Source organism: Bradyrhizobium sp. UNPF46, from assembly GCF_006658625.1.
Classification (GTDB): domain Bacteria; phylum Pseudomonadota; class Alphaproteobacteria; order Rhizobiales; family Xanthobacteraceae; genus Bradyrhizobium; species Bradyrhizobium nitroreducens.
This window is the reverse complement of the sequence record NZ_LFJB01000091.1, coordinates 1-18591: the sequence shown is the minus strand read 5'-3', so window position 1 is coordinate 18591 and position 18591 is coordinate 1. Positions and strand designations below refer to the sequence as shown.

Genomic DNA, 18591 nt, shown 5'->3' with positions numbered 1-18591 from the left:
ACACCGGTTCGCGTGAAGAAAACGCGTCAAAACAAGAATCTAGAGCTTCGGTTCTGATTCAATCAGAACCGAAAATGCTCTAGCGTGCATGCAGCAGCGCCAGCAGCACGACGACGGCGCAGGCGAGCACGGCCGAGGTCAGCTTCCAGAACATCAGCGGGCTGCGCTCCAGGAGGGGCGTGATCCGCGTGTCGAGATAGGCCGGATTGGGCGTGCGCAGCTCGTAGACGAATTCCGACAGATCTTCGTGCCGCTTGTACGGATCGGGATGCAGCGCGCGCCGGAGCGCGCCGTCGACCCAGGCCGGCACGTTACGGTCGTCGTCTACGGAGCGATATTTGAGCCGCCGTACGTCCGCCTTGCGCCGGATCCTGGCGATCTGGGTGCCATAAGGAAGCTTTCCCGTCAGCATCTGGTAGCAGATCACCGCCAGCGAGAACATGTCGGAGCGCGGCGAGCCGCCTTGCCCGAGAAAGTATTCAGGCGCCGTATACTGGACCGTGCCCAGGATCTCGTCGGCCTGGTCCGGCGGCGCCGCCTCCGCGACGCCGGCAACCCTGACCGATCCGAAGTCGATGATCTTCGCGGTGCCGGTCTTGTCGATCAGGATGTTGTCGGGCCTGAGGTCCTGATGCAGCATCTCCATGCGGTGGAAGGCGCGCAGGCCCGCGGCGATCTGCTCGATGAGGCCCCGCACGGTTTCGAGATCCGGGCGCGGATTGTCGGTCATCCACTGCCTCAAGGTCTGGCCTTCGACGAATTCGGTCGCGACATAGAGATAGCCGCGCCGCCGCGACTGTGACAGCGGCTTCAGAACGTGCGGGCTGTCGATCCGGCGTGCGATCCACTCCTCCATCAGGAAGCGCTTGAGATAGGCGGCATTGTCGCGCAAATCGATCGATGGCAGCTTGAGCGCGACCGGCTGCTCGGTCTCGGTGTCGACGGCAAGATAGATGTGACTGCGGCTGCTGCCGTGGATCTCGCGGACGATCCGGTAGCCGTCGAACAGCGCCCGCGGCTCCGGCAGCGGGGGAAGCGGCAACTCCGAGGTCTGGTTGAAGATGCCGGCCGGCTCGCGCTGCGGCACCGCGTCGATGCGAATGATCTGGACGGTGATGTTGTCGTCGCTGCCGCGCCGGTAGGCTTCCTCGACGATCGCCTTTGCCGCCCCGTCGAGCTCGGCGGCATGCTCGGTCAGCGCGCCGGTGATGAAACGCGCGTCGACGAACTCATAGGCGCCGTCGGTCGCCAGCAGGAAGGTGTCGCCGGCTTCGACCTCGAATGCCTGGTAGTCGATCTCGAGCTGCGGGTTGATGCCGAGCGCGCGGCCGAGATAGGTCTGCTCGGACGAGACGATGATGCGGTGATCGTCGGTCAGCTGCTCCAGCGCCTTGCCCGCGACGCGGTAGATGCGGCAGTCGCCGACATGGAAGATGTGCGCGGTGGTCGCCTTGATGACCATGGCGCTGAGGGTACAGACATAGCCCTTGTCGCGGTCATAGGCATATTGGCTCTTGCGCGTCTGCGCATGAAGCCAGGAATTGGTGGCATCCAGCACGCGGCGGGCGGAGGTCTTCACCGTCCAGGATTCCGACGTGCAGTAGTAATCCATCAGGAAGCTCTTGACCGCCGACTCGCTGGCGATCTGGCTCACGCTGCTAGAGGAGATGCCGTCGGCGAGGACCGCCGCGATGCCCTTCAGGCCGAGCAGCGGCTCCTCGGGAATGAGGACGCCGTGAAAGTCCTGGTTGACGGGCTTGCGACCCTTGTCGGAGTGCTGGCCGACCGAAATCAGAAGTCCGCGGGTCATCGTCATCACCAGGGGAGGGGAGCCTCACCCTGCTCGGGCGAGGCTCACCTGTCGAGACGTTTCGCTCAGGCGACGACGCGGGGCTTCGCCGCCTTGTCGATCTGGCGCTTCGGCAGGGTCATGACGTGCGTGGCGTAGAGCGTCATACCGGTGAAGGCGAGGCCGCCGACGAGGTTGCCGAGCACGGTCGGGATCTCGTTCCAGATCAGATAATCCATGATCGAGAACTTTGCGTGCAGCATCAGGCCCGACGGGAACAGGAACATGTTCACGACGGAATGCTCGAACACCATGTAGAAGAACACCAGGATCGGCATCCACATCGCGATGACCTTGCCCGGGACGGAGGTCGAGATCATGGCGCCGACGACGCCGGTCGAGACCATCCAGTTGCAGAGCATTCCGCGCATGAACAGCGTCGCCATGCCGGCCGCACCATGCGCGGCATAACCGAGCGTTCGGCCCTCGCCGATGTTGCCGATCGCCGCGCCGACCTTGTCGGGCGCCTGCGTGAAGCCGAACGTCGTGACGAAGGCCATCATGAAGGCCACCGTGAAGGCGCCGGCGAAGTTGCCGACGAAGACCAAGCCCCAATTGCGCAGCACGCCGCCGAAGGTGACGCCGGGACGCTTGTCGATCAAGGCGAGCGGCGAGAGCACGAACACGCCGGTCAGGAGGTCGAAGCCCAGCAAATAGAGCATGACGAAGCCGACCGGGAACAGCAGCGCGCCGACCAGCGGCTGGCCGGTGTTGACGTTGATCGTGACGGCGAACCAGGCCGCCAGTGCCAGGATGGCGCCGGCCATGTAGGCGCGGATGATGGTATCCCGGGTGGACATGAAGATCTTGGACTCGCCTGCATCCACCATCTTGGTGACGAATTCCGAAGGCGCGAGATACGACATCAATGGTTCCTTTGCTTCGTAAGTGAGACCGACACGCCCCTGGCGAGAGCGCGGCTGAACATCATGGGTCGTGCGGGCTGGTTGCCGCACACGAGGGCTATGGGAGGTCTGGAAGCCTTGGGAATCGCGTCACGACGACTGAGCCGAGGAGGGCCGCGAAGCAGTTGAGCTTCCGGTTTGCAGCCGCCAGAGGCTGCAATAATGCGGCAAACCGCAGTCTTCGTTGACGCAGAAGGAAATGCAAGTTGCGTGCCGTAGCGGAGAGGCTGAAAGATCAAGCAATATCAATCGGATGGTACCTGCTGCGATCCTGCTTTGGCGCATCTTGCCGCCTTTTGCTTGAGCGCCTGCACAACGTTTGTGCGTCGCACAATTGTTGAGCAGACCGCAAATTCCGCGTGCGGAATGGATCTGCGGTAGTCTGGCGCGATAACCGCAAGCATTTGATTAATCGTCGTTTTTGACGGAGGCGCGCTTGGCATGAAGCTTGAATGGTTCCAGGCCGACGCCATTGAAGCCGTCCCGCGAGACTTCTCATCCGATTTGCTGACGCCACCCGAACGGGGGTCTCCCCGTCGCGCGTTCGCATGCGCCCTTTTCGGGCGTCACGGACGGACGGGCTGCTCGTGCGCACTGACGCAATCATTCGCAACGACGCAAAGGACGACACCGCCTATGACCAAGCGCATTCGCCGGCCCTCCGAGACTGGCCTCAGCCGCCGTCAATTGTTGAAAGCCGCCGGCTCTACCGCGGCCCTTCTCGCCGCCGCCAAGCTGAATTTCCCCGCCGGCGCCTTCGCGCAGGATGCAGGTCCCGAGGTCAAGGGCGCCAAGCTCGGCTTCATCGCGCTCAGCGATGCCGGCCCATTGTTCGTCGCCAAGGACAAGGGCCTGTTCGCCAAATACGGCATGCCTGACACTGACGTGCAGAAGCAGGCGTCGTGGGGCACCACGCGTGACAACCTCGTGCTCGGCTCGGAAGGCAACGGCATCGACGGCGCGCACATCCTCACCCCGATGCCGTACCTGATCTCGGCCGGCAAGGTGACGCAGAACAACCAGCCGACGCCGATGTACATCCTGGCGCGGCTCAATCTCGACAGCCAGTGCATCTCGGTCGCCAACGAATATGCCGACCTCAAGCTCGGTGTCGATGCTTCGCCGTTCAAGGCGGCGCTGGAGAAGAAGAAGGCCTCGGGCAAGGCGGTGAAGGCCGCGATGACTTTCCCGGGCGGCACCCACGACCTCTGGATTCGTTATTGGCTCGCCGCCGGCGGCATCGATCCCGACAAGGACATCGAGACCATCGTGGTGCCGCCGCCGCAGATGGTGGCCAACATGAAGGTCGGCACCATGGACTGCTTCTGCGTCGGCGAGCCCTGGAACCTGCAGCTGATCCATCAGAAGATCGGCTATACCGCGGTCACCACCGGCGAACTCTGGAACAAGCATCCCGAAAAATCCTTCGGCATGCGCGCCGCCTTCGTCGACAAATATCCGAAGGCTGCCAAGGCGCTCCTGATGGCCGTGATGGAAGCCCAGCAGTGGGCGGACAAGGCCGAGAACAAGGCCGAGCTCGCCGCCATCATGGGCAAGCGACAGTGGATGAACTGCCCGGTCGAGGACGTGCTCGATCGCACCGCGGGCAAGTTCGATTACGGCATCCCCGGCAAGGTGGTCGAGAACTCGCCGCATGTCATGAAGTACTGGCGCGATCACGCCTCCTATCCGTTCCAGAGCCACGACCTCTGGTTCCTCACCGAGGACATCCGCTGGGGCAAATACGAGGCGAATTTCGACACCAAGGCGCTGATCGCCAAGGTCAACCGCGAGGATATGTGGCGCGATGCGGCCAAGACGCTCGGCGTTGCGGCTGCCGAGATTCCGACCTCGATCTCGCGCGGCAAGGAGACCTTCTTCGACGGCAAGGTGTTCGATCCCGAAAATCCGGCGGCCTATCTGAAGTCGCTCGCGATCAAGCGCGTCGAAGTCTGATGCAGCCCTGCGGCCGCCCGCGAGGCGGCCGCTTCGTCTTGGGAAGCCGGAGAGATATTGCGATGAACATGCCTGCCACGAAGATTGAGGTTGAGACCGCGACGCCTGCGGCCAGCGCCGCGCCGGTCGTCGCGATGACGCCGAAGCGCCCGCCGCGCAGCGAGGCTTACGCGCGCATGGCAAGGGAGACCGCGGTGCGCGTGATCCCGCCGCTGGTCGTGATCGCGCTGCTGACACTCGTCTGGGAGCTGGTCTGCCGCCGCGCCGGCTCGGCGCTGCCGCCGCCGTCAAAAGTGTTCAAGGACACCAAGGAGCTGATCCTCGATCCGTTCTTCGATCATGGCGGCATCGACAAGGGGCTGTTCTGGCATCTCTCCGCCAGTCTTCAGCGCGTGGCGCTGGGCTATTCGCTCTCGGCGATCGCCGGCATCGCGCTCGGCGTGCTGGTCGGGCAGTCGGTCTGGGCGATGCGCGGACTCGATCCGCTGTTCCAGGTGCTGCGCACCATTCCGCCGCTGGCCTGGCTACCGCTGTCGCTCGCCGCGTTCCGCGACGGCCAGCCCTCGGCGATCTTCGTCATCTTCATCACCTCGATCTGGCCGATCATCATCAACACCGCGGTCGGCATCCGCAACATCCCACAGGACTATCGCAACGTCGCCGCGGTGGTGCAGCTCAATCCGCTCGAATTCTTCTCCAAGATCATGATCCCGGCGGCCGCGCCCTACATCTTCACCGGCCTTCGCATCGGCATCGGCCTGTCGTGGCTCGCCATCGTCGCCGCGGAAATGCTGATCGGCGGCGTCGGCATCGGCTTCTTCATCTGGGACGCCTGGAACTCTTCGCACATCAGCGAGATCATCCTGGCGCTGTTCTATGTCGGCATCGTCGGCTTCGTGCTCGACCGCCTGATTGCGGGCCTCGGCAAGTTCGTCACCCGCGGCACCGCGACAAGCTAAGGGGAAGGGACACATGACCGCCTATCTGAAGCTCGACCACATCGACAAGATCTTCACCCGCGGCGCCGCCACCACGGAGGTGCTGAAGGACATCAACCTGACCATCGAGAAGGGGCAATACGTCTCGATCATCGGCCATTCCGGCTGCGGCAAGTCGACCCTGCTCAACATCATCGCAGGGCTGACGGGCGCCACCACCGGCGGCGTGCTGCTGGAGAACCGCGAGGTGAACTCGCCGGGGCCCGACCGCGCCGTGGTGTTCCAGAACCACAGCTTGTTGCCGTGGCTCACCGTCTACGAAAACGTCAAGCTCGGCGTCGACAAGGTCTTCAGCAAGACCAAGACGAGGGCCGAGCGCGACGCCTGGGTGATGCACAATCTCAACCTTGTGCAGATGGCCCATGCCCGGGACAAGCGTCCTAACGAAATCTCCGGCGGCATGAAGCAACGCGTCGGCATCGCCCGGGCGCTGGCCATGGAGCCGAAGGTGCTGCTGCTGGACGAGCCGTTCGGCGCGCTCGACGCGCTGACGCGCGCGCATCTGCAGGACTCCGTGATGGCGCTGCATCAGAAGCTCGGCAACACCATCCTGATGATCACCCACGACGTCGACGAGGCCGTGCTGCTGTCCGACCGCATCGTGATGATGACCAACGGGCCGAGCGCGCGCATCGGCGAGGTGCTGGAGGTGCCGCTCGCGCGTCCGCGCAAACGGCTCGAGCTCGCCACCAACACCACATATCTGAAGTGCCGCCAGCGCGTGCTCGAATTCCTCTACGAGCGTCATCGCTTCGTTGAGGCCGCGTAAACCAGGCGTTAACGCGAGGAATAGCTGCGCTCAAATAATCGACATCTCGCTCAATCCTTGTGCGTCGCACAAGGATTGAGCGAATCGCAAATTAAGCGTGCGAGAAAGCCCTGCAACAATTTCGGTCAATGCGAATAACGTCCTGAAATCCCTGAATTTCCAGCGTGCGCGCAATTGGCACGGAAATTGAAACGTCTTTGCGCGACGCCAACGACGACGTCCCTCAACATCATCAATCAGCATCGTGAACTCGCCACCGGGGTGATGCCTCGGAGCGCGCCTCCTTGTCTGGAGGCAGAGCCTGCAACGACGCAGCGGTGAGCCTGGAAGGGATACTCAATGACGAAGAATCCTACTTGGATTTCAGACTGGCGCCCCGAAGATGAGGCGTTCTGGAATGCGGGCGGCAAGACCATCGCCCGACGCAACCTGATCTGGTCGATCGTAGCCGAACATATCGGCTTCTCGGTCTGGCTGATCTGGAGCATCGTCACCACCAAGCTGCCGCAGGCGGGCTTCCACTACACTACCGACCAGCTGTTCCAGCTCGTCGCGGTGCCGGGCCTGATCGGCGCCTTCATGCGCTTTCCCTACACTTTTGCGGTGACCACCTTCGGCGGCCGCAACTGGACCATCTTCAGTGCGGCGATCCTGTTCATTCCGACGCTGTCGCTGGCCTATTTCGTGGGCCAGCCCGATACGCCGTTCTGGCTGATGCTGCTGATCGCCTCGACCGCGGGTCTCGGCGGCGGCAACTTCGCCTCCAGCATGACCAACATCTCCTTCTTCTTCCCCGACAGGATGAAGGGATGGGCGCTCGGCCTGAACGCCGCCGGCGGCAATATCGGCGTCTCCAGCGTGCAGCTGCTGACCCCGATCCTGATGACGCTCGCCGTCTTCAACCTTTTCCAGGCCACGCCCGTCGACGGCGTCTTCCTGCAGAACGCCGGCCTGATGTGGGTGCTGCCGATCGCGATCGCGGTGTTCGGCGCCGTGTTCTTCATGAACAATCTCACCACGGCGAAATCGTCGGTCCGGAACCAGCTTGCCATCGTCAAGCGCAAGCACACCTGGATCATGGCCTACCTCTATATCGGCACGTTCGGATCCTTCATCGGCTACTCCGCGGCGTTTCCGCTGCTGATCAAGACGCAGTTCCCGTCGGTGACGATCTCGATCGCGTTCCTCGGACCGCTCGTCGGTTCGCTATCGCGACCGCTCGGTGGCTGGCTCGCCGACAGGATCGGCGGCTCCATCCTCACCTTCTGGAACTTCATCGCGATGGCGGCGGCGACGGTCGGCGTGCTCTACTTCGTCGGGCACAAGGACTTCATCGGCTTCCTGTCGATGTTCCTGATCCTGTTCGTGACGACGGGCATCGGCAACGGCTCGACCTACCGCATGATCCCTTCGATCTTCCGCGAAGAAAACCTGTTCAAGGTGCGCGGCAAGGGCGATGCGGCGCGCGCGGTTGCGCTGAAGACGGCGAGCATCGAGAGCGGTGCGGCGGTTGGTTTCATCGGCGCGATCGGCGCCGTCGGCGGCTACCTGATCCCGACCGGTTTCGGCAAGTCGATCGCCTTGACCGGCGGCCCGCAGCTCGCGCTCGCGATCTATCTCGGCTTCTACGCCTCCTGCCTCGCTCTGACCTGGTGGTTCTATCTGCGTCGCAGTCCGCAGGGCGAAGGCGCCTCAAGCCTTGCTGAAGCAAGGGTCTGACACTTGGCGCAAGTTACTTGGCACGAATGTCGCTTCTCCCCGTACGCGGGGAGAAGACTCTCTGATGACGTTTGACCCATGAACCTTGTTCGCAACGGCGCGCACCAAGGCAAACCGAGACAGACAGGAGCACATCATGACGCCCGAACAGATCACCCTCATCCAGCAGAGCTTCGCCAAGGTCGCACCGATATCGGAGCAGGCCGCGGTGCTGTTCTACGATCGCTTGTTCGAGGTGGCGCCGTCCGTGCGCGCCATGTTTCCCGAGGACATGACCGAGCAGCGCAAGAAGTTGATGGGCATGCTCGCTGCCGTCGTGGGCGGCCTGTCGAACCTCGATACGATTCTTCCGGCGGCCTCCGCACTCGCCAAGCGTCACGTCGCCTATGGCGCGATGGCCGAGCACTATCCCGTGGTCGGCGCGACGCTGCTGTGGACCCTGGAGAAGGGTCTCGGCGAGGCGTGGACGCCCGAACTGGCAAAGGCCTGGACCGACGCTTACGGCGTGCTGTCCGGCTACATGATGTCCGAAGCCTACGGCGCACGGCCGCAGGCCGCTGAATAGGAGATGCCTCGTGAGTGAACCGCTGGTCATCGTCGGTAACGGTATGGCAGCCGCGCGTCTGGTCGACGAGCTCGCCAAGACCGCGCTCGGCCGCTACGCGGTCGCCGTCATCGGTGAAGAGCCGCGGCTCGCTTACAATCGCGTGCTGCTCTCATCCGTGCTGGCCGGCGAGACCGGCTCGCACGAGATCGAGCTGCGGCCGGCGGACTGGTGGCGCCATCGCGGCGTCACCGTCCGCTACGGCTATCGCGTCACCGAAATCGATGTCGGCCGCCGTGAGCTGAAGATCGAGGGCGAGGAGAGCATGGAATATTCCAAGCTCGTGCTCGCGACCGGCTCGACGCCGCTGCGGCTCAACGTGCCCGGCGCCGATCTCGCCGGCGTTCACACCTTCCGCGACACCCGCGACGTCGATCTCTTGCTGACGCTCGCCGCGGCGAAGAAGCGCGTCGTCGTGGTCGGCGGCGGCCTGCTCGGACTTGAAGCAGCCTATGGCCTCGCCAAGGCCGGCGCGCCCGTCACGCTGCTGCATCTGATGGACCGGCTGATGGAGCGTCAGCTCGACGCGCCCGCGGCCGACCTGCTCAAGACGCTGGTCGAGCGCAAGGGCATCCGCATCCTGCTCAACGCCTCCACCGCCCGCATCCATGGCGATGGTCACGTCGAGGCCGTAGAGCTTGCGGACGGCAGCCGCATCGAGGCCGATGCGGTGATCTTCGCTGCCGGCATCAAGCCGAACGTCGCGCTGGCGAAGGAGGCCGGGATTGCGGTCAACCGCGGCGTCGTCGTCAGCGACGTGATGCAAACCTCCTCGCCCGACATCTTCGCACTCGGTGAATGCGCCGAGCATCGAGGCACCTGCTATGGTCTGGTCGAGCCTGCCTACGAGCAGGCGCGGGCGTTGGCGCGGCATCTGGCCGGCCGGCCCGCCGCCTATCAGGGCAGTGTGGTCTCGACCAACCTCAAGGTCTCCGGCGTCAGCGTGTTCTCCGCCGGCGACTTCATGGGCGGCGAGGGCAGCGAGAGCCTGGTGCTGACCGATCGCAGGCGCGGCACCTACAAGAAGCTCGTGATCACTGACGGCCGGCTCACCGGCGCGGTGCTGATCGGCGATACGATCGATGCGCTCTGGTATCTCGAGCTGATCCGCACTCGCGACAAGGTGGCGGCGATCCGCGCCGACATGATGTTCGGCCGCGCGCTTGCGCTGCCTTCGAAAGCGGCTTGATATGACGGCAATCGATCCAGACCTCCGTGCCACCCGAACGGCATGCCCCTATTGCGGCGTCGGTTGCGGCGTGCTGGCGACACCCGACGGCAAGGGCGGGGCCGCGATCGCGGGCGATCCCGATCATCCCGCCAATTTCGGCCGGCTGTGTTCGAAAGGCTCTGCGCTCGGCGAGACCGTTGGCCTCGAAGGACGTCTGCTCTATCCGATGATCCGCTGCAAGGGCGTGCTCGAGCGCGTGGCCTGGAGCGATGCGCTGGATCACGTCGCCCATCGCATGCAGCACATCGTGGCCCGCGACGGCGCCGATGCGATCGCGTTCTATCTCTCCGGCCAGCTGTTGACGGAAGACTATTACGTCGCCAACAAGCTGATGAAGGGCTTTGTCGGTACGGCCAACGTCGACACCAATTCGCGGCTCTGCATGTCGTCCTCGGTCGCCGGCCATCGCCGTGCCTTCGGCTCGGATACCGTGCCCGGTTGCTATGAGGATCTCGATCAGGCCGATTTGCTGGTCTTCGTCGGCTCCAACGCGGCCTGGTGTCATCCGGTGCTGTTCCAGCGGATGCTGAAGAACAGGCAAGAACGCGGCGCGCGCATGATCGTGATCGATCCGCGGCGCACCGACACCGCTGAAGACGTCGACCTTTTCCTCGGCCTCAAGCCCGGCACCGACACCGCACTGTTCTCCGGCCTGTTCGTCCATCTCGTCGACAGCGGAGCACTGGACCATGACTACATCGCGCAGAACACGTCGGGTTTCGATGACGCGCTGGCGCGTGCGCGCAATATCGCCGGCAGCGTCACTGCGACCGCGCTCGCCACCGGCCTGTCCGAGCGGGACGTCGCCGCCTTCTTCAAGATGTTCCGCGCCACCGAGAAGGTCGTCACGCTCTATTCGCAAGGGGTCAACCAGTCGGCGCAGGGCACCGACAAGGTCAACGCGATCCTGAACTGCCATCTCGCGACGGGACGCATCGGCAAGCCCGGCGCCTCGCCGTTTTCGCTCACCGGCCAACCCAACGCGATGGGCGGTCGCGAGGTCGGCGGCCTCGCCAATATGCTGGCCGCCCACATGGGCTTCACCCCGCCCGACATCGACCGCGTCAGGCGGTTCTGGAAGGCGCCGCGCATCGCCACTCATGAGGGGTTGAAGGCGGTGCAGCTGTTCGAGGCGATCAACCGCGGCGAAGTGAAAGCGCTGTGGGTGATGGGCACCAACCCCGCGGTGTCGCTGCCCGATGCGGACTTCGTGCGCGAGGCGCTGAAGAAGCTCGAGCTGTTCGTCGTCTCCGAGAACGTGCTCTCCAACGACACCGTCGAGGTCGGCCCGCATGTGCTGCTACCGGCGCTGGCCTGGGGCGAGAAGTCAGGCACGGTGACCAACTCCGAGCGCCGCATCTCGCGCCAGCGCTCGTTCCTGCCGGCGCCCGGCGAGGCCCGCCCCGATTGGTGGATCCTCAGCGAGACCGCAAAGCGTCTCGGCTTCGGCGACAGCTTCAACTATAAATCGGCCGCCGATATCTTCCGCGAGCATGCCGCGCTCTCGGCTTTCGAAAACGATGGCAGCCGTGATTTCGACATTGGCGCGCTGACCTCGCTCTCCGACGAAGGCTTCGACACCCTGAAGCCGGTGCAGTGGCCCGTGCGCGAAGGCGGGGTGCCCGGCGAGCGTTTCTTCGCGAACGGCGGGTTCTTCACCAATGACGGCAAGGGCCGCTTCGTCGCGCCGGAGGTGCCGTCGCTGCGCAGCGAGACCAGTGCCTCGCGCCCCCTCAGGCTCAACACAGGGCGCATCCGCGACCAGTGGCACACCATGACGCGCACGGGCCTCAGCCAGCGCCTTGGCGCGCATCTGCCGGAGCCTTTCGTCGAGATCCATCCCGACGACGCCGGCAAATACGGCATCGTTCATGATGGCTATGCCCGCGTCACCACCGATTACGGCCAGTGCATCCTGAAGGCCGTCGTCAGCGAGAGCCAGCAGCGCGGCACGCTGTTCGTGCCGATCCACTGGAGTGCGATGAATGCCTCGCACGGCCGCGTCGGCGCGCTGGTGCAGTCGTTCACCGATCCGTTCTCCGGGCAGCCGGAGTCCAAGGCGACGCCGGCCGCGATCGCGCCTTACGAATTCGTCTTCCGCGGCTTTGCGCTGTCGCGCAAGCAGCTCGAGCTTCCGCCGAACCTGTTGTGGACCCGCGTCACCGTCGCCGGTGGCTTCGGCTATCTCTTTGCCGACAATGCGGACCTTTCACGTTGGCCGGCCTGGCTCGCGAGTGTCGCCGGCGAGGACGTTGCGGACTACCGCGATCTCGGCGGTGGCGTCTATCGTGCGGCCTCGTTCGTGGGCGATCGCATCGAGACCTGCCTGTTCGTCGGTCCCGCGCATGACGCCGGCGACTGGGAGGTGGTGAAGAGCCTGTTCGTCGCAGACCACGTCACCGACGATCAGCGTCGCATGCTGCTGTCGGGCAAATCCAGCGAGGGCGCCGCGTCGACCGGCCCGATCGTCTGCGCCTGCTTCGGCGTCGGCCGCGGAACCATCTGCGACACCATCGCGGCCGGCGCACGCACCGCCGCCGAGATCGGCGCCAAGCTCAAGGCCGGCACCAATTGCGGGTCGTGCATCCCGGAGCTGAAGCGGTTGATTGCGACGACGGACCTGCCGGCGAGGCAGTCGAAGGTCGCGAGCGCGGTGGGATAGAGATCCCGCCGTCGCCGACTCACGATAGCGCGAAGCAAATCAGCCGTGCTGTCGGCCGCGAATCCGGAATGTGGCTTGGGTTGTTGAAGCGGCGCGATTTCCCGCACTTCAGTGGGCTATCCAACGGTCGTGATACATTCTGACGCAGCCGCGCCGTCTCCTCGTTTCTCGTTCCTTCTTGCAAGTTGATGCGTCATCGCTCAACTTAAGCGCGATTTCTGCAAATCGATTTAACGCAATCCCGGATTGCCGGGTGAGCAGCGAGCTATTGGAGATGATGATGCTCCGAGGAATTGCCAACGTCCTTTCAAACCCTACGAGGCCTCGCAATTGGGCGCTGTTGGTCGGCTGCCTGCTGCCGACCCTCACCGCTTTGGGGCTGACGGTCTGCCGGGCCGACAGCCCGAGCGGAGAGCCGATCGCAATTCTGTTGGCCGCGGGCGACATCACGGGTTGCCATCAGACCGGCGACAAGCATGCCGCGATGGCAGGGCAGATCCAGAAGGAGATCGAGGCCGCGAAGGACATTCCGCTCGGTATCCTGGCCTTGGGCGATCTGGCCTATGCGGATTACAAACACCGGAAGGCGCAGCCCGGGACTTACGCGTCCTGCTTCAATAGCTTCGTCTCGACATGGGGCGTGTATAAGAACCGTATCTTTCCCGTACCGGGAAACCACGACTATTCCGACGATATTACGCCCGCCAAGAAACTCACGCCGGTGAAGCACTACCGGGAGTACTTTGGTCAGCGCATTGCGGAGCTGAAGAGCGGGGCGGGCAGTCCATCTGGAGCGGAAGACAAGAGACTCAGCTTTGTCACCCGCTTTCCCAACAGCGAGGGGTGGCTACTCGCCGGACTGAATTTTTACGGCAGTGACGTCGATCCAAAGAAGTGGCTCAAGGAACAGCTTTCGGCATCAACGGCTCGTTGCGTACTAGTCTTTACGCATCCGTTCTTCGCGAGTTCAGGTGAGCATGGAAAGGGGAAGGCCTATGAGCCGATCGCGCAGCTCATGCCGATCTTGTACGAACAGGGTGCGACGATCCTGGTTTCCGGGCACGACCATCACCTCGAGCAGTTTCCGAAGGTTGACGGTAAGGGGAAGGTTGACGCCAGCAAAGGTGTGCGCTCGTTCGTCGTCGGCACCGGGGGCGCGACGTTGTATTCCACCTATGTCAAGCATCCACTGAGCGAGCGCTTTGCCAACAAGAGCAGAGGATTCCTGAAGCTGATCCTTTATCGCGATGGCTACAAATGGTCGTTCGTTGCTGTTGACGGACCGCAGGTCGAGTTGCCTGTCGGCGAAGAGAGCTGCAATCGCAAGCCGCCAGCCTGAGTTTAGCGGACATCGTTGGAGTAGGCTTGCGCGGGCCATGGTCATGGAATCCTTGAAGTGCAGCTGCAAAGGTGCGAGGGATCGCTGCGCTGCTCCGATCTGTCTGCCTCGACGCCCGCCGGATCGTGGCTTAAGCTGACGCGCGCTCCGTTCTTTAAGGGGAACAGTCACGACAACAATGATGTACCTGGAAACGCCGCCGCGCCTTATCGAAACCAAGCTCTTCTCCGCCATGCCCGACAAGTTCCGCCGCAAGGGCGTGCGGACCGATTGGGCCGATGCCAATCGGCCGAATCTGCCGACAGACAGCTTCATCGAGGGACCATCCTTCGACGGGGACGGTAATCTCTACATCGTCGACATTCCGTTCGGCCGCATCTTCCGCATCGCGCCGGACGGTGAATGGTCGCAGGTCGCCGAGTATGAGGGATGGCCGAACGGCCTGAAGATCGCATCCGACGGCCGCATCCTGGTCGCCGATTACATGCATGGCATCATGGAGCTCGACGCCAAAGCCGGCCGCGTCATGCCGGTGTTGACCTCGCGCAATTCGGAATCGTTTCGAGGCTGCAACGATCTGCATCTTGCGTCCAATGGCGACATCTATTTCACCGATCAGGGGCAGACCGGCTTGCATGATCCGAGTGGCCGGGTCTATCGGCTGGCATTGAACGGCCGGCTCGATTGCCTCCTTGATACCGGCATCAGTCCGAACGGCCTGGTGCTCGACCCAACCGAAACCGTGCTGTTCGTCGCCATGACCCGCGACAATGCAGTGTGGCGACTGCCATTCATGAAGGACGGCAGTGTGTCCAAGGTCGGCCGCTTCTGCTCGCTGTTCGGCACCAGCGGACCCGATGGCATGACGATGGACGCCAAGGGCCGACTGTTCGTCGGCCACGCCTCGCTCGGCCACGTCTTCGTGTTCGCTCCCAACGGCGAATTGATCGCGCGAATCAAATCGTGCGCGGGACCGAATTGCACCAATGTCGCGATCGGTGGCGCCAACAAGGATCGTCTCTATGTCACGGAGTCGTCGACCGGCAGCGTGCTGGTGGCGGATATCGGCGGACTGTGAGCTCTAACATGAACACAAACTCTTTCGGCAAAACCGGCGCCAGCGTCTCCGTGATCGGGCAGGGCACCTGGTATCTCGACCACGGCGACCGCAAGCGCGCGATTGCCGCGCTTCAGCGCGGGCTCGATCTCGGCATGACGCATATCGACACTGCCGAGATGTATGGCGATGCGGAGCTCGTCATTGCCGACGCCATCGCGGGCCGTCGCGACGAGGCGTTCCTGGTTTCCAAGGTGCTGCCGAGCAACGCCTCGCGCCGCGGAACCATCACCGCCTGCGAGCGCTCGCTGAAGCGGCTGAAGACGGATCGTCTCGACTGCTATCTCCTGCACTGGCGCGGTTCCTATCCGTTGGAAGACACGGTCGCTGCGTTCGAGGACCTCGTGACGGCAGGGAAGATCAAATCATGGGGTGTTTCCAATTTCGACGCCGACGACCTCGACGAGATCCTCGATGTGGCCGGCGAAGGCCGTATCGCCTGCAATCAGGTGCTCTATCATCTGAAGGAACGCGCGATCGAGCATGCGGTGATCCCGTGGTGCGAGAAGCATGGTGTCGCCGTCGTCGCCTATTCGCCGTTCGGGCACGACGATTTTCCGGATGCGCGCAGCAAGGGCGGCGCGGTGCTTACCCGCATTGCTGAGATGCGGCGCGCGACACCGCGTCAGGTCGCGCTGAGCTTCCTCACCCGTGCGACTACGGTGTTCGCGATTCCGAAGGCCTCGTCTGCCGAACACGCCGCCGAGAATGCGGCGGCAGGTAGCCTCGTGCTGACGAAAGACGAGATTGCGGCGCTCGATGCGGCGTTTCCGCGCGGTCCGAAGCCGCGCAGTCTGCCCATGCTGTAGTGCACAAACGCTCATTATTAACGGAGCATTGACGCGCGCGGACGTCAGTGCATATCGGCATCCTGTTTTCGGAAGTTGTGAACGCGGCGCATTTGGCGTTTTTTTACAACCGTTCTCGATTCGCATTTTCCCGGGTTCCAGCCGTGACACCGCCGCCCGCCGCAGCCGCAAGGCTCGACAGTATCCCCATGCCCGTGCCGGAGAAGAAGCAGAAGGCTCGCCGCGCACCTGCGCGAGTCGACCATCCCTTCAAGGGCATCGCGCTGGTGTTGCTGTCGACGATCTTTCTCGGCTGCTCCGACACCACCGCGAAATATCTCTCGACCAGCCTGCCCTCGATCGAGATCACCTGGATTCGCTTTGTCACGTTCGCGCTGATGTTCACGCCGGTGATGCTGCCGGGTTCGCCGCTCCATGCGATGCGCACCGAGCGGCTCGGCCTGCAGCTGATGCGCGGTGCCGCGCTGCTCGGCTCCTCGCTGTTCTTCATCACCGGCCTGAGCTTCCTGCCGATCGCGGAAGCGTCCGCCACCGGCTTCGTCTCGCCGCTGTTCGTCACGGCGCTGTCGATCATCTTCCTCAGCGAGAAGGTCGGCATGCGGCGCTGGATCGCGACGGCGATCGGCCTGACCGGCGTGCTGATCATCCTGCGGCCGGGCACGAGCGCGTTTCACGCTGCCGCGTTCTTCCCGATCGTCTCGGCGTTCTGCTGGGCTGCCGCGCTGATCCTGACGCGCATGATGAGCGGGCGCGAGGCCGTGCTGACAACCATGGCCTATTCCGCGCTGACCGGCGTCGCCATCCTCTCCGTGATGGTGCCGTTCGTCTGGGTGACGCCGAGCTGGACCGCGATCGGGCTCGGCATCGTGATCGGCGTGGCCTCGACCGTCGGGCAGTGGATCATCGTGCTGGCCTATCGCTACGGCGATGCCTCGGTGCTGGCGCCGTTCTCCTACACGCAGCTGCTCTGGGTCAGCATTCTGGGCTACTTCATCTTCGGTGAGGTCCCTGACGTCTGGACCGTCGTCGGCGCCGCCTTCATCGTCGCCAGCGGTCTCTACATCGCCCATCGCGAGCGCGTCCGCCGCGCCCAGCTCCTGGTGCTGGAAGAGCGTTCCCCGAACCCCTGACGCAAGTCGCCGCGTCCCGCTTCGTGCTATCAACGGCCCCAACAACAGGGGAGGAGCCGAATGCGCGCTGCGATTTTCAGGAACGGTGAGATTATCGTGGGCCAGATGGCCGAGCCCAAGCCGGGCCCCGGCCAGGTGCTGGTCAAGACGCTCGCCTGCGGCATCTGCGGCTCCGACCTGCACGCGCGCCAGCACGCCCATCGCATGGTGGAGATGGCGAAGAAGGCCGGCCGGAAGCCGATGGACCTCACCCGCGACGTCGTGTTCGGCCATGAGTTCTGCTGCGAGATCGTCGACTACGGTCCGGGCACAGCGCGCAAGCTCAAGCCGGGCACGCGCGTCTGCTCGCTGCCGGCGCTGCTGACGCCTCAGGGCATCGAGGGCATCGGCTATTCCAACGACAATATCGGCGGCTATGCCGAGGCGATGCTGCTGAGCGAAGCTCTGCTGCTCGAGGTGCCGAACGGCCTTGCCCCGGAACACGCGGCGCTGACCGAGCCGCTCGCGGTCGGAGTCCACGCCGTGGCGAAAGCCAACATCCGTGGCGGCGAGGTGCCGCTCGTGATCGGCTGCGGCCCGGTCGGGCTCGCGGTGATCGCCGCGCTGAAGCTGAGGGGACTGCATCCCATCATCGCCGCCGACTATTCGCCGGCACGGCGCGCGCTCGCGGCCCGGCTCGGCGCCGATATCGTGGTCGATCCAAAGGCGTCGCAGCCCTATGCGACCTGGGCCGAGCACGCGCAGATGTCCGAGGCGGAGAAGGCGGCGCGGCCTCCGTTCCAGGCGATGCTGCCGGCACTGAAGCCCGCAATCATCTTCGAATGCGTCGGCGTGCCCGGCTTGTTGCAGCAGGTGTTCGAAGGCGCCCCGCGGGATGCCAAAATCGTCGTGGTCGGCGTCTGCATGGAGAACGACCGAAACGAGCCCATGCTCGGCATCATGAAAGAGCTCAACGTCCAGTACGTGCTCGGCTACACGCCGGAGGAGTTCGCGGCGTCGCTGCGCCTGATCGCGGACGGGCAGGTGGATGCCGCGGCCATGGTGACGGCCGAAGTCGGCATCGACGGCGTCGCAAAAGCCTTTACCGATCTCGCCAATCCTGAAGCCCATACCAAGATCATCGTGCAGCCCTGGCGATGATCATGTCGCTCCGATGGCGGTGCGCTCCCTCCCCCGCTTGCGGGGGAGCGCCGGGGAGAGGATATCTCCGCATCGGGAGTCCCAGCTTGGAGAGAACCCTCACCCGGCGCTCCGTGGCCAACCTCTCCCGCAGGCGGGAGAGGTTGGCCGCGCCCGTGGATGGAGCCCGGGCTACAAGCCCTTGCGTTGCCTGACGGGCAAAACACGCGAGCGGTGGGGCAAGGCCTGGCGCCAAAAATATTCCACTTTACCGAAATTCGGATATCGCGTATGTGTTGCGGCATCCCGGCCCAAGGAAGAGGGGCGTATCGCGATCGTCACGAACGCGGGCCGGGCGGCGGTGGACGCCGATGGCATCGGCGC

14 protein-coding genes and 1 pseudogene are annotated in these 18591 nt (G+C 64.0%); 13 read left to right on the top strand and 2 right to left on the bottom strand.

The annotated features are described in order from the left end of the window. Nucleotides 1-79: 79 nt before the first annotated feature. On the bottom strand, nucleotides 80-1816 hold the full coding sequence (locus UNPF46_RS32365; protein WP_181770220.1) for a bifunctional protein-serine/threonine kinase/phosphatase: 1737 nt from the start codon (nucleotides 1814-1816) through the stop codon (nucleotides 80-82). Nucleotides 1817-1875: 59 nt separating this feature from the next. Further along, the gene (locus UNPF46_RS32360) at nucleotides 1876-2715 is read right to left on the bottom strand and encodes a formate/nitrite transporter family protein (protein ID WP_142252773.1); all 840 of its coding nucleotides are present in this window, start codon (nucleotides 2713-2715) and stop codon (nucleotides 1876-1878) included. Nucleotides 2716-3390: 675 nt separating this feature from the next. Here UNPF46_RS32360 and UNPF46_RS32350 point away from each other — a divergent pair. The 13 genes and pseudogenes from UNPF46_RS32350 to UNPF46_RS38165 form a co-directional block, all read left to right on the top strand. Continuing rightward, nucleotides 3391-4710: a CmpA/NrtA family ABC transporter substrate-binding protein gene (locus UNPF46_RS32350; protein WP_142252772.1), complete on the top strand. Its 1320-nt coding sequence runs from the start codon at nucleotides 3391-3393 to the stop codon at nucleotides 4708-4710. 62 nt (nucleotides 4711-4772) lie between these two features. Beyond that, a complete protein-coding gene (gene ntrB / locus UNPF46_RS32345; RefSeq protein ID WP_100179818.1) occupies nucleotides 4773-5669 on the top strand; it encodes a nitrate ABC transporter permease in 897 nt (298 codons plus the stop codon). A 13-nt stretch (nucleotides 5670-5682) separates the two neighbouring features. Continuing rightward, nucleotides 5683-6477, top strand: coding sequence for an ABC transporter ATP-binding protein (locus UNPF46_RS32340; protein WP_100179819.1), 795 nt, complete (start codon nucleotides 5683-5685; stop codon nucleotides 6475-6477). 339 nt (nucleotides 6478-6816) lie between these two features. Next, entirely contained in the window at nucleotides 6817-8196 is a 1380-nt protein-coding gene (locus tag UNPF46_RS32330) for an MFS transporter (protein WP_142252770.1), read from the top strand. Between the two features lie 136 nt (nucleotides 8197-8332). Next, nucleotides 8333-8761, top strand: coding sequence for a globin family protein (locus UNPF46_RS32325; RefSeq protein WP_142252769.1), 429 nt, complete (start codon nucleotides 8333-8335; stop codon nucleotides 8759-8761). A gap of 10 nt (nucleotides 8762-8771) precedes the next feature. After that, nucleotides 8772-9989, top strand: a complete 1218-nt coding sequence (locus UNPF46_RS32320; protein WP_181770219.1) for an NAD(P)/FAD-dependent oxidoreductase — start codon at nucleotides 8772-8774, stop codon at nucleotides 9987-9989. A 1-nt stretch (nucleotide 9990) separates the two neighbouring features. Further along, a complete protein-coding gene (locus UNPF46_RS32315; RefSeq protein WP_142252767.1) occupies nucleotides 9991-12693 on the top strand; it encodes a nitrate reductase in 2703 nt (900 codons plus the stop codon). Between the two features lie 253 nt (nucleotides 12694-12946). After that, nucleotides 12947-14032, top strand: a complete 1086-nt coding sequence (locus UNPF46_RS32310) for a metallophosphoesterase family protein (protein ID WP_142252766.1) — start codon at nucleotides 12947-12949, stop codon at nucleotides 14030-14032. A 181-nt stretch (nucleotides 14033-14213) separates the two neighbouring features. Continuing rightward, nucleotides 14214-15110 carry an SMP-30/gluconolactonase/LRE family protein gene (locus UNPF46_RS32305; protein WP_142252775.1) on the top strand — a complete coding sequence of 299 codons (897 nt, stop codon included), beginning with the start codon at nucleotides 14214-14216 and terminating at the stop codon, nucleotides 15108-15110. An 8-nt stretch (nucleotides 15111-15118) separates the two neighbouring features. Then, nucleotides 15119-15958: an aldo/keto reductase gene (locus UNPF46_RS32300; RefSeq protein ID WP_142252765.1), complete on the top strand. Its 840-nt coding sequence runs from the start codon at nucleotides 15119-15121 to the stop codon at nucleotides 15956-15958. A 188-nt stretch (nucleotides 15959-16146) separates the two neighbouring features. Then, nucleotides 16147-17088, top strand: coding sequence for a DMT family transporter (locus UNPF46_RS32295; protein WP_174719355.1), 942 nt, complete (start codon nucleotides 16147-16149; stop codon nucleotides 17086-17088). Between the two features lie 60 nt (nucleotides 17089-17148). Next, a complete protein-coding gene (locus UNPF46_RS32290) occupies nucleotides 17149-18228 on the top strand; it encodes a zinc-binding dehydrogenase (RefSeq protein WP_142252764.1) in 1080 nt (359 codons plus the stop codon). A gap of 181 nt (nucleotides 18229-18409) precedes the next feature. After that, nucleotides 18410-18591 (top strand): annotated as a pseudogene (locus UNPF46_RS38165) (hypothetical protein); the annotation flags it as partial.

Excerpts from the sequence above, each read along its gene's own strand:
- UNPF46_RS32365 (WP_181770220.1), bottom strand. The coding sequence starts at position 1,816 with ATGACGATGACCCGCGGACTTCTGATTTCGGTCGGCCAGCACTCCGAC.
- UNPF46_RS32360 (WP_142252773.1), bottom strand. The coding sequence starts at position 2,715 with ATGTCGTATCTCGCGCCTTCGGAATTCGTCACCAAGATGGTGGATGCA.
- UNPF46_RS32350 (WP_142252772.1), top strand. The coding sequence starts at position 3,391 with ATGACCAAGCGCATTCGCCGGCCCTCCGAGACTGGCCTCAGCCGCCGT.
- ntrB (WP_100179818.1), top strand. The coding sequence starts at position 4,773 with ATGAACATGCCTGCCACGAAGATTGAGGTTGAGACCGCGACGCCTGCG.
- UNPF46_RS32340 (WP_100179819.1), top strand. The coding sequence starts at position 5,683 with ATGACCGCCTATCTGAAGCTCGACCACATCGACAAGATCTTCACCCGC.
- UNPF46_RS32330 (WP_142252770.1), top strand. The coding sequence starts at position 6,817 with ATGACGAAGAATCCTACTTGGATTTCAGACTGGCGCCCCGAAGATGAG.
- UNPF46_RS32325 (WP_142252769.1), top strand. The coding sequence starts at position 8,333 with ATGACGCCCGAACAGATCACCCTCATCCAGCAGAGCTTCGCCAAGGTC.
- UNPF46_RS32315 (WP_142252767.1), top strand. The coding sequence starts at position 9,991 with ATGACGGCAATCGATCCAGACCTCCGTGCCACCCGAACGGCATGCCCC.
- UNPF46_RS32305 (WP_142252775.1), top strand. The coding sequence starts at position 14,214 with ATGTACCTGGAAACGCCGCCGCGCCTTATCGAAACCAAGCTCTTCTCC.
- UNPF46_RS32300 (WP_142252765.1), top strand. The coding sequence starts at position 15,119 with ATGAACACAAACTCTTTCGGCAAAACCGGCGCCAGCGTCTCCGTGATC.
- UNPF46_RS32295 (WP_174719355.1), top strand. The coding sequence starts at position 16,147 with ATGCCCGTGCCGGAGAAGAAGCAGAAGGCTCGCCGCGCACCTGCGCGA.
- UNPF46_RS32290 (WP_142252764.1), top strand. The coding sequence starts at position 17,149 with ATGCGCGCTGCGATTTTCAGGAACGGTGAGATTATCGTGGGCCAGATG.